General features: G+C 62.2%; 17 protein-coding genes and 1 pseudogene. 8 read left to right on the top strand and 10 right to left on the bottom strand.

Going from position 1 to position 15,735, the window contains the following annotated elements:
• Nucleotides 1-54 precede the first annotated feature (54 nt).
• The 5 genes from C4K39_RS07700 to C4K39_RS07680 all read left to right on the top strand — a co-directional run bounded on the left by C4K39_RS07700 (nt 55) and on the right by C4K39_RS07680 (nt 4,649).
• Complete coding sequence (locus C4K39_RS07700; RefSeq protein WP_124346040.1) at nt 55-714, top strand: carbonic anhydrase; 660 nt, start codon at nt 55-57, stop codon at nt 712-714.
• 35 nt (nt 715-749) lie between these two features.
• A complete protein-coding gene (cynS, locus tag C4K39_RS07695) occupies nt 750-1,220 on the top strand; it encodes a cyanase (protein WP_068586127.1) in 471 nt (156 codons plus the stop codon).
• Between the two features lie 185 nt (nt 1,221-1,405).
• Complete coding sequence (locus C4K39_RS07690) at nt 1,406-2,590, top strand: cyanate transporter (RefSeq protein WP_068586130.1); 1,185 nt, start codon at nt 1,406-1,408, stop codon at nt 2,588-2,590.
• A gap of 31 nt (nt 2,591-2,621) precedes the next feature.
• Nucleotides 2,622-3,530 carry a DMT family transporter gene (locus C4K39_RS07685; protein WP_124346039.1) on the top strand — a complete coding sequence of 303 codons (909 nt, stop codon included), beginning with the start codon at nt 2,622-2,624 and terminating at the stop codon, nt 3,528-3,530.
• Between the two features lie 180 nt (nt 3,531-3,710).
• Nucleotides 3,711-4,649 carry a LysR family transcriptional regulator gene (locus C4K39_RS07680; protein ID WP_068586165.1) on the top strand — a complete coding sequence of 313 codons (939 nt, stop codon included), beginning with the start codon at nt 3,711-3,713 and terminating at the stop codon, nt 4,647-4,649.
• Nucleotides 4,650-4,697: 48 nt separating this feature from the next.
• On the opposite strand, the gene C4K39_RS07675 is transcribed toward C4K39_RS07680, so the two are convergent.
• From C4K39_RS07675 to C4K39_RS07645, 7 genes are all read right to left on the bottom strand, one after another.
• On the bottom strand, nt 4,698-5,063 hold the full coding sequence (locus C4K39_RS07675; RefSeq protein ID WP_068586135.1) for a 5-carboxymethyl-2-hydroxymuconate Delta-isomerase: 366 nt from the start codon (nt 5,061-5,063) through the stop codon (nt 4,698-4,700).
• 85 nt (nt 5,064-5,148) lie between these two features.
• Entirely contained in the window at nt 5,149-6,330 is a 1,182-nt protein-coding gene (locus tag C4K39_RS07670; protein ID WP_124346038.1) for a low temperature requirement protein A, read from the bottom strand.
• Nucleotides 6,331-6,423: 93 nt separating this feature from the next.
• Nucleotides 6,424-7,350, bottom strand: coding sequence for a LysR substrate-binding domain-containing protein (locus C4K39_RS07665; RefSeq protein WP_068586141.1), 927 nt, complete (start codon nt 7,348-7,350; stop codon nt 6,424-6,426).
• 130 nt (nt 7,351-7,480) lie between these two features.
• On the bottom strand, nt 7,481-8,818 hold the full coding sequence (locus C4K39_RS07660; RefSeq protein WP_178083953.1) for an MFS transporter: 1,338 nt from the start codon (nt 8,816-8,818) through the stop codon (nt 7,481-7,483).
• Between the two features lie 76 nt (nt 8,819-8,894).
• A complete protein-coding gene (kce, locus tag C4K39_RS07655; protein ID WP_068586146.1) occupies nt 8,895-9,827 on the bottom strand; it encodes a 3,5-dioxohexanoate:acetyl-CoA acetone transferase in 933 nt (310 codons plus the stop codon).
• Nucleotides 9,828-9,925: 98 nt separating this feature from the next.
• Nucleotides 9,926-10,714: an SDR family oxidoreductase gene (locus C4K39_RS07650; protein ID WP_068586149.1), complete on the bottom strand. Its 789-nt coding sequence runs from the start codon at nt 10,712-10,714 to the stop codon at nt 9,926-9,928.
• Entirely contained in the window at nt 10,711-11,424 is a 714-nt protein-coding gene (locus C4K39_RS07645; protein WP_068586154.1) for a GntR family transcriptional regulator, read from the bottom strand. Before C4K39_RS07645 ends, C4K39_RS07650 begins: the two co-directional genes overlap by 4 nt.
• A 661-nt stretch (nt 11,425-12,085) precedes the next feature.
• Here C4K39_RS07645 and C4K39_RS07640 point away from each other — a divergent pair.
• The 3 genes from C4K39_RS07640 to C4K39_RS07630 all read left to right on the top strand — a co-directional run bounded on the left by C4K39_RS07640 (nt 12,086) and on the right by C4K39_RS07630 (nt 14,433).
• Nucleotides 12,086-12,799, top strand: a complete 714-nt coding sequence (locus tag C4K39_RS07640) for a hypothetical protein (RefSeq protein WP_124346036.1) — start codon at nt 12,086-12,088, stop codon at nt 12,797-12,799.
• A 639-nt stretch (nt 12,800-13,438) separates the two neighbouring features.
• The gene (locus tag C4K39_RS07635; protein WP_053136741.1) at nt 13,439-13,726 is read left to right on the top strand and encodes a hypothetical protein; all 288 of its coding nucleotides are present in this window, start codon (nt 13,439-13,441) and stop codon (nt 13,724-13,726) included.
• 2 nt (nt 13,727-13,728) lie between these two features.
• A complete protein-coding gene (locus C4K39_RS07630; RefSeq protein ID WP_124346035.1) occupies nt 13,729-14,433 on the top strand; it encodes a hypothetical protein in 705 nt (234 codons plus the stop codon).
• 118 nt (nt 14,434-14,551) lie between these two features.
• On the opposite strand, the pseudogene C4K39_RS07625 reads toward C4K39_RS07630, so the two are convergent.
• The 3 genes and pseudogenes from C4K39_RS07625 to C4K39_RS07615 form a co-directional block, all read right to left on the bottom strand.
• Nucleotides 14,552-14,644 (bottom strand): annotated as a pseudogene (locus C4K39_RS07625) (DNA adenine methylase); the annotation flags it as partial.
• 21 nt (nt 14,645-14,665) lie between these two features.
• Nucleotides 14,666-15,187, bottom strand: a complete 522-nt coding sequence (locus tag C4K39_RS07620; protein ID WP_124346034.1) for a lysis system i-spanin subunit Rz — start codon at nt 15,185-15,187, stop codon at nt 14,666-14,668.
• Entirely contained in the window at nt 15,184-15,735 is a 552-nt protein-coding gene (locus C4K39_RS07615; protein WP_124346033.1) for a glycoside hydrolase family 19 protein, read from the bottom strand. Before C4K39_RS07615 ends, C4K39_RS07620 begins: the two co-directional genes overlap by 4 nt.

Below are 15,735 nucleotides of genomic sequence, written 5' to 3'. Positions count from 1 at the left end.
CGCTATAGTTGCAACCGCCCATCCTTGCCCCATCAGCGACGCAAGGAGACTCCCATGCAGCACATCATCGACGGCTTCCTCAAGTTCCAGCGCGAAGCCTTCCCCCAGCGCAGCGAACTGTTCAAGCAACTGGCCAGCGCCCAAAGCCCCGGCACGCTGTTCGTCACGTGCTCCGACAGCCGGGTGGTGCCGGAACTGCTGACCCAGCAAGAGCCTGGCGACCTGTTCGTGATCCGCAACGCTGGCAACATCGTGCCCAGCTACGGCCCCGAGCCCGGCGGCGTATCGGCCACGGTGGAATACGCGGTGGCGGTACTGGGGGTGAGCGACATCGTCATCTGCGGCCACTCCGACTGCGGCGCCATGACCGCCCTTTCCACCTGCAAGTGCCTGGACCACCTGCCTGCCGTGGCCAACTGGCTGCGCCATGCCGAATCGGCCCGAGTGATCAACGCCGCGCGGCACCATGCCTCGCCCGCCGAACACCTGGACGCCCTGGTCCGGGACAACGTCATCGCCCAGTTGGCTAACCTGAAGACGCACCCCTCGGTGGCCCTGGCCCTGGAGCAGGGCCGGCTGAACCTGCATGGCTGGGTCTACGACATCGAGAGCGGCGCCATCGCCGCCCTCGACGGCCCTGCCCGGCGCTTCGTGTCCCTGGCCGAGCCCCCGTATACCTGTGCCCTGGCCAGCCGCCCTTCGACCGCTGCCTGAGCAGCAACCTTCACTCACCCAAGAGGAATCCACCCATGCTGCAATCCCAATTCGCCCAAGCCCCACGCCTGGCCCTGGCCGACACCATCATCGACGCCAAGGCGCGCAAGAACCTGTCCTGGCAGGACCTCACCGACGGCACCGGGCTGAGCCTGGCCTTCGTCACCGCCGCCCTGCTGGGCCAGCACGCCCTGCCGGCCGCCGCAGCCGACCTGGTGTGCGACAAACTGGGCCTGGACCAGGACGCCAGCCGCCTGCTGCAAAGCATCCCCTCGCGCGGCAGCATCCCTGGCGGCATCCCCACCGACCCGACCGTGTACCGCTTCTATGAAATGCTTCAGGTCTACGGCTCGACCCTCAAGGCCCTGGTCCACGAGCAGTTCGGCGACGGCATCATCAGCGCCATCAACTTCAAGCTGGACATCAAGAAGGTCGAGGACCCCGAAGGCGGCTCCCGCGCGGTGATCACCCTGGATGGCAAGTACCTGCCGACCAAGCCGTTCTAAGAGCAGCGGCAAGCCTCAAGCCTCAAGCGCATGCTTGCGGCTTGGAGCTTGCCGCTTGCCGCTTGCCGCTTGCCGCTTGCCGCTTAAGTCTTATTTAATTTTTAAATAGTGCGGCAAACTTTCTGATTTGCCCCCGGCACGCACGGCACCGCCTAATCAGCCCACTGCTTACTGAAGGTCTGGTTATGGAAAGCGTTCGTGCAACCTCCCGCCCCGCACTCTGGCTGATGGCCAGCGTAGTCCTGGTGGCCCTCAACCTGCGGCCGTCGATGGCCGCTGTCGGCCCGCTGCTCTCGGGCATTCGTGGCGATATTCCCCTGAGTTTCAGCCTGGCCTCGTTGCTGACCATGCTGCCGGTCATGGCCATGGGCCTGGCGATGTTCTTCGGCATGGGCATCAGCCAACGCCTGGGCGAGCACCGCACCGTGGTCCTGTCCCTGCTGATCATCGGCCTGGCCACGGTGTCGCGGTTGTTCATGGACTCGGCTGCAGAGCTGATCCTCAGCGCTGTCCTGGCCGGGATCGGCATCGCCCTGATCCAGGCGTTGATGCCGGCGCTGATCAAGTCACGCTTCGCTGACAATGTCTCGCTGTTCATGGGCCTGTATGTCACCTCGATCATGGGCGGCGCAGCCATCGCCGCTTCTTTCGCCCCCCTGGTGATGAACCAGAGCGGCAGCTGGCGCCTGGCCCTGGCGATCTGGGCGGCCCTGGCCTTGTTGGCCCTGGTGTTCTGGTATGCCCAGCGTCGCTCCCTGCCCAGCCTGCCGGCCGCCCGTGGTGGGCGCGAATCGTTCGCCAGCAACCGCCGGGCCTGGCTGCTGGCGGTGTTCTTCGGCCTGGGTACCGCCTCCTATACCTGCGTACTGGCCTGGCTTGCCCCTTATTACGTGGAGAACGGCTGGAGCGAACAGAATGCCGGCCTGCTACTGGGGTTTCTCACCGCCATGGAGGTGATCTCCGGCCTTATCACCCCAGCCATCGCCAACCGCAGCCAGGATCGCCGCCTGGTGCTGGTGGCCCTGCTGACACTGATCATCGCCGGCTTCTGCGGCCTGATCCTCAGCCCGCAACACCTGAGCCTGCTCTGGCCCTGCCTGCTGGGCCTGGGTATCGGCGGGCTGTTCCCGATGAGCCTGATCGTCTCCCTGGATCACCTGGGCGATCCGCGCCGCGCCGGTGGCCTGACAGCCTTCGTGCAGGGCATCGGCTATCTGATCGCCGGGCTGTCGCCACTGCTGGCAGGCATGATCCGCGACCAACTGGGCAGCTTCGAATGGGCCTGGTGGTCGCTGACCGCGGTGATGCTGCTGATGATCCTCATGGTGCTGCGCTTCGATCCCCGGCACTACGCCAGGCACATTCGTTGAGCCGCCTTGTACCCCGGCCCGGGAGGCCTGCATGAACCCTGTGAACTTCACCCAGGCCAACCTCGGCATGCTGCTCTGGGCGGCCTTGATCGCCGCCTCCTTCTTCGCTGCCGCCCAGGTCAGCCGCGCCATCGATCCCGTGCTGCTGACGGCCCTGCGCCTGCTGTTTTCAGCCTTGCTGTTCGTGCCCCTGCTGTGGTCCCGCGGCCTGTCCTCGATGACCCTGGCAGCGCTGGCGGCCCATGGCGCGCTCGGCCTGCTGCTGGCGCTGTACTTCGGCTCGTTGTTCGAGGCCCTGCGCCACACCTCGGCGGTCAATACCGGAACCCTGTACACCCTGGTGCCGTTGCTGACCCTATTGTTCGAAGGGTGGTTGTTGCCCGGCGACAGTCGCCGGCGCCGGTTGCTGCCAATGCTGACCGCCGCCGCAGGTGCGCTGCTGCTGATCCTCAAGGGCGGTGCGCCGGACCAACTGCCGTCGTGGTACGCCATGGGTGTCTATGGCCTGGGTTGCCTGGCCATGGCGGCCTATCCACCCCTGAGCCAGCGTTTCAAGGCGGGCAGCTTGCAGGGCCGCAGCCCGGCAGCGATGACGTTCTGGAACATGCTTTTCGGCTCCTTGTTCCTGTTCGTCGCCTGCCTGGCCAGCGGTGGTTGGCGCAGCGCCAGCCTGCTCACTGGCAACGACCTGCTGTGGCTGCTGTACCTGGCGATGTTCGCGACCCTGGCGACCTTCTGGCTGTTGCACCGGGCCATTGGCGTGATCGCCCCTTCGACGGTGATTTCCTATGTGTACCTGAGCACGTTGTTCCTGACTCTGTTCCATTGGCTGTGGCTCGGCCAGGCACCGCACCCGGGGGAACTGCTCGGCGTCCTGCTGGTTGCGCTGGGTATGCTGGGCCTGGTGCGCAGCAGCCGCCCCAAGGCGATAACAGCCTGAAATCAGGCTGGGACACAGGGCGCTTTTTTGCGCGAAACTGTGCAGGTCGTGTTATCGGAAATTAATGTCCCGATGCTGTCCGCGAATCCCGGCTCCGGGCATTTAACTAGGACGATCGTTCCGCTAGCATCGATCCGGTTTGCGCGCCACCGGCGCCAGGTGCCCAGTGGGATGAAACGGATGCTCATCAGCAATGTGCTCAGAAAACTCGACATGCAAGACCTCATGGTCTTTATCGCGGTGTACGAGCAAAGCAGTGTCACCGGGGTTTCGGAAACGCTGTGCGTCAGCCAGTCCACCGTCAGCTATTGCCTGAAGAAACTGCGCAACAGCTTCCAGGACGAGTTGTTCGTCAACACCCGCACAGGCATGCGCCCGACCTACAAGGCCACCAGCATGTACAGCCATGTGCTGAAGATCCTGGAGAGCATCAATCTCTGCCACAGCGGGGTGGCGGCCTTCGATCCGACCCGCCAGGCAGTGACCTTCAACCTCTGCGCTCCGGAATACTTCGAGCTGCTGATCCTGCCGCGCCTGCTCAAGGGTTTCGACTACGCCGACCTGCCGGTGACAGTGAACGTACAGAAGCTGGAAACCGATATCCCGGCCGATGAGCTGCGCGATGGCAGCCTCGACCTGGTGATCTGCTTTGGCCCCAACTTCCATCGCAGCCATGCCGATCTCAAGTCACAGATGCTGCTGGAGGACGATCTGGTGTGCGTGTTCGACAAGCGCGCGACGCCGCCCGAGGAACCACGCTTCAGCCTGCAATCGTTCATCGAACGACGGCATGTGTTCCCCACGCCCTGGACCTCGGACAGCAACATGGTGGATGGCTGGTTGGCGCGCCAGGCCCAGAAGCGCCAGATCGTCGCCCGCTCCAATAGCTACAGCGCAGCCTTGAAGATGATCACCGGCACCGATTTCATCCTCACCCTGCCCCGACGCATCCAGGCCCTGCTGGCCAATGAGGCTGTGTTCAATCACTGCGAGGCGCCCAGCGGCCTGCCGGGATTTACCCTGGACATGCAGTGGAGCCAGGACACCGATCAGGACAGCGCGCAGACCTGGTTCCGTGAGCAGGTGGTCAAGGTCTGCGCCGAGCAAGGCCAGCTCTAGGCTCCCGGGATACCCGCCCCGAGAGCCTGGGCCTGGCGCCTGGCAGCGTCAGAGACCGATGGCGGCCTTGGTGTAGGAAGCGCGATCGATATCCAGGAGTTCCACGCACAGCTGGACCTGCAACTCGGCCGGCCAGGGGGCCAGATCCTGCAGTACGGCCAGCAGGCTTTCGGACAGTTGCTTCTTGATCTCCGGCGAACGGCCACTGAGCAGGGCCAGCTTGACGTGGACAAAGGCCCGCTCGCCAAGACCGGTGCCGACCCGGAACGACTCCACTTTCACCGCGCGGCTCTTGATGTCGAACTCATCGGAAAACTGCCCGGACGCCACCAGCGCGTGATTGAGTCGCAGCAGCGCCTTGTCGGTGTCCAGCTGAGGCAGGTTGGCGGTGTATTCCATATGCAGGTGCGGCATGGTGGAGCTCCCAGTCAGTCAGGGGAAAAAGGCGCTACATACTACACAAGCCCCGGACCGGATGAATCCTCCATTGGCCGTATGGCTACACCGCGCCTCGCTCGCGCAGGACCAGGGTCTCCCAGGCTGCGACCACCAGCATCACCAGGCTGGTCAGGCTGCCCAGGGCCAAGGCGGAAAACACCTGGCTCCAGGCGAACGGCAACAGCAGCGCCAGGCTCCCCAGCCCCGCCAGATGCGATAACGGTGGCAGCGGCCGGTCGTTCATCACCCACTTGAACAAGGCGCAGCCCAGCAGGAACAGCCAGGGCCCGGCGACGATCACCAGCACCCCCGCCTGGCTGGCATGATCCGGATGGACCAGCACCAGTTCATCGGCCACCGCACTGACGATGATCCCGGCGATGATCAGCAAGTGGATGTAGGTGTAGGCGATCCGCGCCTGGCGTCCTGGATCGGCGGAATGCGCGATGCGGTGGTGGGCACGCTCGGCGCCGCTGTCGAAATACACCCACCACATGGCGATGCTGCCCAGCACGGCGACCACGAATCCCAGCAGTCCCTGGGCCGTGGTAGCCAGCTCGGCGAAGGTGGCACCGGTGACCAGCAACGACTCGCCCAGGGCGATGATCACGAACAACGCACAGCGTTCGGCCATGTGGTTGCCTTCGATATTCCAGTCATCCAGGGTCGAGCGGCCCAGCCCCGGCACCCAGAAATACACGGACGGCGACAACACTTCGATGCCCAGTGCCAGCACCCAGCAAACCAGGCGGCCAGGCCCTTGCAGCAGTCCGCCAGCGATCCAGAACACGCCGGAGAACATCAACCACAGGAGAATCCGCTGGAAGTTGCGGGTCATGTTCAGCGGCTCGCCCCGTACCGCCCACAGCGAATAGGCGGTACGCCCCACTTGCATGAACACATAGGCGCCGGCGAACAGCAGGCCCCGCTCGCCAAACGCGTGGGGAATCGAGGACGACAACAGCAGCCCCGCGACCATCAGCACGAATAGCCCGAGGCGGATCGGCAGGGTTTCCGGGTCCAGCCAGTTGGTGATCCATGAGGTGAAGATCCATACCCACCACACCGCCACCATCAGCAGGGCAACCTGCAGCGCCCCGCCCAGGGACAGGTGCGCCAGCAAGGCATGGGACAACTGGGTCACGGCAAACACGAACACCAGGTCGAAGAACAGCTCGACCATGCCCACCTTGCCGCTGTCTTGGCTGCCGCGGCCACGCAACAGGGAACGGTTTGGACTCATGGACATTCTCCGCGGTTAGGACTTGCACAAGGGCTTCACTGAGCAAAGCAGGTGCCATCGACAATGCCAGGGCAGCGATCACCAGCGGGGCATTCAGGTGGCGAGCGGCAGCGGTGCTCGTTCGCTCATGAATGCCTCCAGCCGCGAGCGCAGCCAGCGCTCGGCAGGATCGGTGTCGACATGGCTGAGCCAGACCATCGACAGGTCCAGGGTCGGGGTCTTGAACGGGAACGGCTCGCAATGCAATTGCCCCGAGGCCGCCATGGCCATGGCCGCGTAGTCCGGCAGGCTGGCGATCAGCTTGGTACCGGCCAGCAGCGCCGGCAGGGAGCTGTACTGCGGCACCGACAACACCACCTGGCGCGTACGGCCGATTTCCGCCAGCCACTCATCGGCGAAGCCGGCGACATTGGCGGTGTGGGACACCAGCACATGGGGCCGCGAGCAGTACTCATCGAGGCTCATCGGCGTGTCGCTGGCATCGGCGCGCAACACGCTGGGTTGGATATGTCGCAGCAACTTGCGCTTGGCATTGGCCGGCAGGCCCCGGGTCTGGCTGATGCCGACCGTGATATCGCCAGAGGCCAGCAAGTCGGGAATCCGCCAGTAGTCCACATGCTGGACCACGACCACCACCTGCGGCGCTTCCTGGCGCAAGGCCCGCAGCAAGGGCGGCAGCAAGCCGAACTCGACATCGTCGGACAGGCCGATGCGAAAGGTCATGGTGCTGCTGGCGGGGTCGAAATCATGGGTCAGGCTCAAGGCCGAGGACAGGGCATCCAGGGCGGGCGACAGGTGCTGGATCAGCTGCTCGGCACGGGCGGTAGGCTCCATCCGGTGGCCGACACGAATGAACAGCGGATCGTTGAACATCGCCCGCAATCGGTTGAGCGCGGAACTGATGGTGGGCTGGCCGAGGAACAGTTTCTCCGCCACCCGAGTGACGTTGCGCTCCAGCATCAGCGCCTCGAACACCACCATCAGGTTGATGTCAGCCTTGCGCAGTTCATTGCGATTCATCGGCGATGCCCCATTCCCCAGATGCCGTGCAGTGTAGAAAGGCCCGGGGGTTGGCGTCCAGCCAAGGCATTGCGGTTGCCACTGCACTCAATCGGACATCACGCACCGGCCCCGAGCCTGGCGGGCCAGTTCATATCGAGTGCTGCTTCGCCGACCTGGCCACTGCTCCATGACACGGCTGCCGATCTTCCTGCCCCTGGCGCAAACGCAGCGCCACCAATGCAGCCAGCAACAGCACCAGGGCGATCACCTTCAGACCGTTCATGGCATCGCCGGTGGTCATTTCGATCGCGCCCATGACCGACGGCCCGACAAACCCACCCAGCAGGCCGCAGCAGTTCACGAAGCCCAAGCCACCGGCCAGGGCGGCGCCTTTGAGTCGCGAGGCCGGGTACAGGAAGATGATCGACTGCACGACAAAGAACATCAGCGCCGCCACGCAGAACCCCAACAGACTCAATACCGGGCCAGACACCGCGGCCAGCAGCACTCCTGCGGCCATCACCAACAGGCCCATCACCAACAGGTGTCGTGAGCGCCGAGGGTTGGTAGCCAGCCGGGGCAAGGTCAGCGCCCCCACGGCGGCCGCGATCCATGGCAGCGAGTTCAACAGGCCGACATGCATGATGCTCAGGCTGCCGTACTTGCCGATGATGCCGGGGAGAAAAAAGATCACGGTATAGATGGTGATCTGGTGGCAGAAGTACACAAAGATCGCCAGCAGGATCTGCGGGGTGAAGCACTGCCTGAACGAATGCCCGCCCTGCCCTGCGCCTTCATCGGCTTCCCTGGCCAGGCGCTGCTCGACGGCGCGGGCCTCTTCGGCGCTGAGCCAGCGGGCCTTGCCCGGACGATCCGGCAGGTGCCGCCAGACCACCCAGGCGAAGAGCACCGCGGGCAAACCTTCGAGCAGGAACATCCATTGCCAGCCATGCCAGCCCAGCAAGCCATCCATCTTCATCAACGCCGCGCCCAACGGGCCACCGATGATATTGGCCAGGCACACGCCCAGCAGGAAGTAACCGGTGGCCCGGGCCCGCTGCTGGCGATCGAACCAGTAGGTCAGGTACAGCATCACCCCGGGGAACAGCCCGGCCTCGGCGATCCCCAGCAACAGGCGCAGCACGTAGAAGGAAGTCTCGCCCTGGACAAAGGCCATGGCAGCCGAGATCAAGCCCCAGGTGGCCATGATCCGGGCGATCCAGAAACGCGCGCCGACCCGGTGCATGATCAGGTTGCTCGGCACTTCGGACAGCGCGTAGGTGAGGAAGAACAATCCGGCGCCAAGGCCATAGGCCGCGGCGGAAATTCCCAGGTCGACATCCAGCTGGTGCTTGGCCAGGGCGATGTTGGTGCGATCGAGAAAGCTCAGGACATAGGCGGCGATCAACAATGGCATGAGCTTGCGGAACATCAAGCGGGTCAACTGCTGCTGGTCCCGGGGAGCGGCGGTGGTAGCGGTACTCATGGGCATATCCCTTTGTAATTGTTATGCGGGATGGCCTGCGCCCGACGTTACGCGGTGCAGGCACTCAAGCGTCGACTCAGAACGCGACCTGGTCACGCCCCTTGAGCCCGAGCAGGGTCCGCGCCTCATCCGCAGTCGCCACGCGGCCACCCAGGGCCTCGATGACCGTGCGGATACGGCGCACCTGGTCGGCATTGCTGGCGGCCAGCTTGCCCGGGCCATCCCAGAGCGAGTCCTCCAGGCCCACCCGGACATGGCTGCCCATGGCCAGGCCCATGGTCCCCAGGGGGATCTGGTTGCGTCCGGCGCCGAGAATCGACCAGTGATAGGCATCGCCGAACAGGCGGTCGGCGGTCCGGCGCATATGGGCCAGGTCCTCGGGGTGGCCACCGATACCGCCACGCAAGCCGAACACCGACTGGATGAACAACGGCGTCTTGAGCAGCCCGCGCTCAAGGAAATGTGCCGCGGTATAGAGATGGCCGATGTCGTAGCACTCGATTTCGAAGCGGGTGCGATTCGCGGCGCAGGCCCCGAGGATGTGGGCAATATCTCTAAAGGTATTGCGGAAGATCCGATCGTCGCTCTCCGCCAAGTAGGGCTGCTCCCAGTCGTGCTTGAACTCGCTATAGCGACTGAGCATTTCGTACAGGCCGAAGTTCATCGAGCCCATGTTCAACGAAGCCAGTTCCGGCTTGAACTCCAAAACCGGCTGTAGCCGCTCCTCGACCCCCATGGTCGGCGCACCGCCCGTGGTGAGATTGATCACCACATCACTGGCCGCCTTGATCTGTGGCAGAAACTGGCGAAATAGCCTGGGGTCCTGGCTCGGCCGGCCATCCTCCGGGTCACGGGCATGCAGATGGACGATGGCGGCTCCGGCCTCGGCCGCGGCGATGGCCTCGCTCGCGATCTGCCCGGCAGTGATCGGCAGATAAGGGGACATGGAGGGGGTATGGATCGCACCGGTAACGGCGCAGGTGATGATGACAGGGGTTTTTCCAGGCATGACGGTGCTCCGACTTTTATTCTTGAAGAAAAAAATCCCAGGGTGTCGCTGATGGAATCCGCCGCCGAGTCCTTCGGCGGGGCTGGCCGCCGAGGCGGCTAGAGGTACTCGACGTTGCCGTCGACGCTGATCGCCTGCCCAGTGACATTGCGGGCCGCCGGCGAACAGAGGAACAAGGCCATGGCCGCCACGTCCTCGGCGCTGACCATGCGCTTGAGCGAGATCTTGTCCAGGTACTCCTGGCGCATCTGCTCCATGGGTACGCCGGTCTGTTCAGCCCGGGCCTGGATCACCGCCTCCATGCGCGGCCCTTCGACGATCCCCGGCAATAGCGCATTGACGCGGATATCGCTGGCCCCGAGTTCGGCGGCCAGGGACTTCATCAACCCGACGATCGCCCACTTGGTCGCCGCATACGGGGTGCGCCAGGCATAACCCAGGCGTCCGGCCACCGAGGCGATATGCAACAGATGAGCGTTCTGCGAGGCCTTGAGCAAAGGCACGGCATGGTGGGCGAAACGGTATTGCGCGGTGAGGTTGATATCGATGGTGCGTTGCCAGTCGGCATCGCTGACCGCATCGATGCCCGCGGTGGGCCCGGCGATACCGGCGTTGTTGACCAGTACATCCAGCCCGCCGAAGCGCTGGACCTGCAGTTGGAACAATGCCTCGATCTGCTGCGGGTCACCGACATCGGCCCGGCTGGCCAAGGCCTGGGGGTGGCGATCGCGAAACGCCGCCAGGGCCGCCTCGCTGACATCGCATACATGGACCTCGGCCCCAGCTTCGAGATAGGCGCGGGCAAGCACTTCGCCGATACCCGCTGCACCGCCGGAAATCATTACCCGCAGGCCCGGATAAGGCTGCAAACGTTGCAGGATGCTCATGCCCGGCCTCCTTTGACCACCGCCTTGGATGTCTTGGCCAGCAAACGGCCCAGGGAGTCGGCGGCCTGCATGATGTCGTCGGTGACCGCCGCCCGGGCAGCAGGTGCATCAGCAGCCGCCAGGGCCGCGACGATCCGGTCGTGGGCCTCCATGGAACGTTGCAGGTGAGCCTTGTCGGGGGCCACCAGGGCGAAGCAAGGCCCCATGTGCAGCCAGAAGTTCTCCACCGCAGCCATGGTCAGTTCGGCCCGAGCCACGGCGTAGATACGCCGGTGGAAGGCGAAGTTGGTCCATAGGTAGCGGGAAACATCCACTTCGTCGGCGGCCTTGCGCATCTGCCGACAGAGTTCGGCGATTTCCTGCATGTCGCCCTGCTGCAAATGCTGCACTGCCTTCTCCGCCAGCAGCCCTTCCAGCGCCACCCTTGCATCACGAATCTCCCGCAGACGCTCTACGGTCATCATTCGTACCCGCAGGCGAGAGGTCTCGGTAACTTCAAAGGCGTTTTCCGCACTCAGGCGCTGCAACGCCTCGCGTACTGGCATCGGGCTGGACCCCAAGGCTTCAGCCAGGCCGCGGATGGTCAGCTTCTGGCCGGGCTGGAAACGGCCGCTCATCAAGGCCTCGCGAATTTGCCGGTATACCTGCTCTTGCAAGGTATCGCGCGAAACCTGACGCAGCGTAGGAAGAGGGATTGGACCTTCGGACATGGGGCGCACCTGTATTGTGATTCTTGTGCCCGACAATATGTGATCACAAATCAAATATGTCAAATATCCGATTCAGGTTCCGGAAAGATTTTTCGATCGAATGCCGACCTTCACTCCGTGCCCAGGCAACTCAAAGCACTGCGTGGAAAACACGGAAAAGAAAAAGCCCCCATGATCGATGATCACGGGGGCCTTGCGAGGCCATCAACCAGCCCACCAAGATCAAGCACATGGACCTTATCTGACTGGCATTACAGATGTTTCTGGCGTCATAGCACTTCCCAACACCCAGCATTGATAGCGAAGTTACTCATGAAACCTGAGAGTCACTGAGGAACTGCAGCCAAAGAGGTATGGATGAATAATGCATCTGCAAGCAAAAAGCCCCTGTAACTCATCGAGCTACAGGGGCTTTTCTATGTATGGCGGAGAGATAGGGATTCGAACCCCTTCCTGTTGATCGGCAGGCCGGCACAGGCCAGCAAATGCTAGGTATCGAGCCAAGGCGAGCAGCCTAAAACGGCCAGTAGCGGCCTCGGTTTTGCCCTAAATTTGCCCTAAACATTCCCCCCCCTCCACGCAATTCGTCGGCTGAAATCGCAGACTGCTTGCGCATCAATTACTGTATATAAAACCAGTATCAGTTATGTAGTCTGATCCCATGAATACCCCACCCCTTGCCCACGCGAAAGCCGAACGGCTGACAGACTGGCGGCGCTATCTTGACGACCACGAAAAGCGTTTTAACCATCCCGAGGCGTACCGCAGTATGTGCCGCCTCCTCTCGCAAGACATGCTCAACGAGCAGATCATCAGCGCCGCCGAGAAATTCGAACTCGACGAGCTGGCTGACTCGGCGTACTGGCACGCCGTCGAAACGCTGATCGATTGTGAGCCCGATTTTATGCCGTCGGCGTTCTATGATCTCGTTGCCAGGGATGGTGGGCCGAGCATTGGTCAGCTTTACGGTCGGATCTACTACCCAGCCGACAGCAAGGACTATGCCGCGCAAATCGTAGGGGAAAGGGGAGACAGGCGCCTGGTGTTCCGCATGACCGGCGCCGTTTGGAAAATGGACGGTATGACGATCACGACCCCGGACGGCCGCGTACATGACCTTGTGATTACCGGGCAACGGATAAACGGCATCGAGTACACGAACATCGATGATCCGGACGCCTATCGAGCGCTTGCGGAGTGCGCTCAGGTGGCCCTGGAAACTCACGACTTCGGAGCGTACCAGCGCGCCCGGCCACTACTTCTGGCCGCAGCGTTCAGGAAGTGCAGCGAATGCCTTGACCGCTTCGCGGTGCGGGAAGACTGCCCTGCCTGCAATGGACGCGGATTTTTGCTAAGAAAAGAGAGCTTAAAATAAGAAACACGACCACCGGTCGGATTTGGCCAAGATCAAGCATGAGCCACACCAACCAAGAATGACCAACCGTGAACCATGATGAGAGCTGATCCGCTTAGGCAGCAGCAGCACTGAAAAAACAAACGGCAGTCCCCCTAGACCGGGAGACTGCCGTCATGCAATATGGCTTCAGCTTTCACTGACCCATATCTTGATACTTAGCAATATAAAGATATTCGGGCTTGAACATGTAGTCAACTGTTTGTTGAAGACTTCGGTCAGCGAAAGCATTTTTTCATTCTATAAATGGAGCTACTAATGCTTTTAATGATTCGACTAATCCTTGAAATCGCTTACTCAGGCCTTGAACTGCTCAAGCTAATCCTAGAGTTGCTACCGATCATCCCATTGGGCTAGATAGACGGCCAAGCCTCGCACTGCGGGGCTTGGCCTCACACGCCCCCTGTCATGCAGCCTGCGCGAGCAACCCTCTGCCACCGCCTCTGGCGATGTGCCATTCAAAGGTTCGCTACCAGGATGTAGGCCTTATCAAACCGATAGACGGTCATCGCCTCCAATTGATAGCGCGAATCGCGCTATGTATAGTCTAATCATCAGCACGGCAATCAAGCTAGCGCTGTACCTCCAACGGAGACGATTATGACTACCACCATTTATTCCTACGACTCACGCAAAGCGGATGCCGGCGAGGTCTGGGGAGTCATTCAAGAAACTACCAGCGGGAAGCTGCATGTTGTCACTAAACCCGGTAGCTGTGAGGAAGGGGCCAAGCTGGTCGATTTTAAGAGCATCGACAACCCGGGCCGGGGAAAGCGTCCTGAACAATGGGTCAAAGTCGATACCGGTTACGTTGTGACCGGCTTCGGCAAAGAGTACGAAATCAACAAGAAGACCCGCGTAAATGCCTACATCGCGGAGGCCAAATAATCATGGCCTCGGCGTTCCACTCCGGCCCGTTTACCCTGGTTCCCCTCCGAAAATTGAAGGTGGCAGGCGTCGATAGCACCTCATGGGAGCTTAAGTACGATCACACCTATCTGGCTGACCGAGTGGCGCCCTCCTCGGCGACCCAGGCCCAGGTGCGGGCACTATTTGAAAGCGATGTAGGCCGGTTCATCAGTGAAATGTCAGCCCAACACGCCCCCGAAACTGTGCACCTGGTCAACGCCGATACAGACGAAACCGTCGCAACCGTTGCGGTTGTTGGCGACCTCGGCCTAACTCCTGGCCTGATCGATGATCGCTCGACATTCTGGCTACGCAGCTCAAACCGCAAGCGCTCCAAGGACATTTGCCTAGCGGACTTTCCGAATTGGGTTGCAAAGCATAAGGCCCCAGCCCGGGCCTGGATCTGTGACTTGCTCCCAGAGGAAGTTGTGACCGAAAACCCCGCCGAATGGCGAGCCCCCACCAGTTGGGAGATCCGACACATTGTCGGAGAAGGAAGCCTCACAGGGGTTCCTGGCTCTACTGCTGCTGGCATGGTAGGTGTCACCCCACAAAATTTCAGGAAGTACACCGCCGCCGACGGAGCCTCAACGAAGCAGAACATGAGCTTTGCAATGTGGCACCTGCTGATGCACAAGCTAGAGGTTAAGTCGCTGCGCATTGACAGAGGCCCCAAGGGCGGCTAAAAAAGAAGCTGCTACAGCCCACTGCCGAATAGGCAGCTTAGAAAGTACCTGTGTCACTCTAGAGTCAACTGCCGAATAGGCAGAAAAAAAGCCCCGGTCAGACCGGGGCTTTTTATTTTCAGAACAACCCGCCTAGTGCTGAAGGCTCCCAGTTCATAATCACCAGCTCGCCGGTCACATCTGCCTGGCCGTGCCGCTGGTTCGCCGTCGCATCCCACCGGGCCGCCCCTTTTCACTTCGTTGAAACAACTCCCTTCACGTAGTCCTGGCACGCCGCCAGGGCGATCAGTCCTTCGTCGCCGTCTCCGGCGATGGCGACAATTCGTTGAGCAGCCGCTGGGTCAAGTTCGGCTCTCGCCGCTCCATGATCCATGCCGCCGGCGCCGGCGGTGGCTGGCACCCCACAGCGACCAGCCGAGGCGGCGGTGTTGAGTAGGAGTGACAGCCGCAACTCAGTAGTAGCAAGCTTGTCACGCAGGCGAACCTGGTTCGATTGAACATCGCGCAATTCCTTGTAGTGAGTTTCATCGCTTGCTTTCTGGCGATCCTCCAGCGCCCGGCGGGCGTCCTGCTGCTCGCCCTGCCAGTCGATCACCGCCGTAGCGGCCTGCTCCCGGTCTGTGCTGTACGCCTCGGCCTGTTCGGCCAGGGCCTTGCTGTAGGCGTTGGCCTGCCAGGACCACGCTAACCAGCCGCCCAGGGCAAACCCCAGCACCAGAGCCAGGGCTGGCAACAACCAGCCCGGGGCCTTCACGCCAGCACCTTTAATGCACGCTCATACAGCGCCTGGCGATCCGCCAGGCCGTTGATGCCGCCGTTGATGCGCTTGGTGATGGTGAGAAAGTCGCCCTTGTCGGCCAGGGTATTCAGCGCGGCCTTCTGCCAGAACCAGCCCGCCGACAGCGCTGCATAGACCGGGTTTTCCAGCAGCTCAGGGGTATTGAGCAGTCGCGAGTCACCAAACAGCGCTTCGCTGCACGCCTCATAGTTGGCCCGGCCGGTGACCTGTATCAGCCCCCGCCCCCGATACTTCTGGCCGTCACCATCGGCCTGCGGGGTATTGCCCAGGCGAGCGGCCAGGGTGCCGGTATCGTACTTGCTCAAGTACTGGTCGCCCCCCAGCTCACGGACATACCGCAGTTGGCCGGACTCGTGGCCGATCTGGGCAATGAACGCTGCGATCCGCAGCCGGGTGATGACCGCGTACTTGCTCATGGCCGCATTGAGCCCAGGAACAAAAACGCCGGCTTTAGCGCCGGCGTTGGGAAGGATTTGCAGCAACTGCTGCTCGGTGATTGGCAT

The organism is Pseudomonas sessilinigenes, from assembly GCF_003850565.1.
Lineage (GTDB): Bacteria > Pseudomonadota > Gammaproteobacteria > Pseudomonadales > Pseudomonadaceae > Aquipseudomonas > Aquipseudomonas sessilinigenes.
This window is presented reverse-complemented; position numbering and strand designations above follow the sequence as displayed.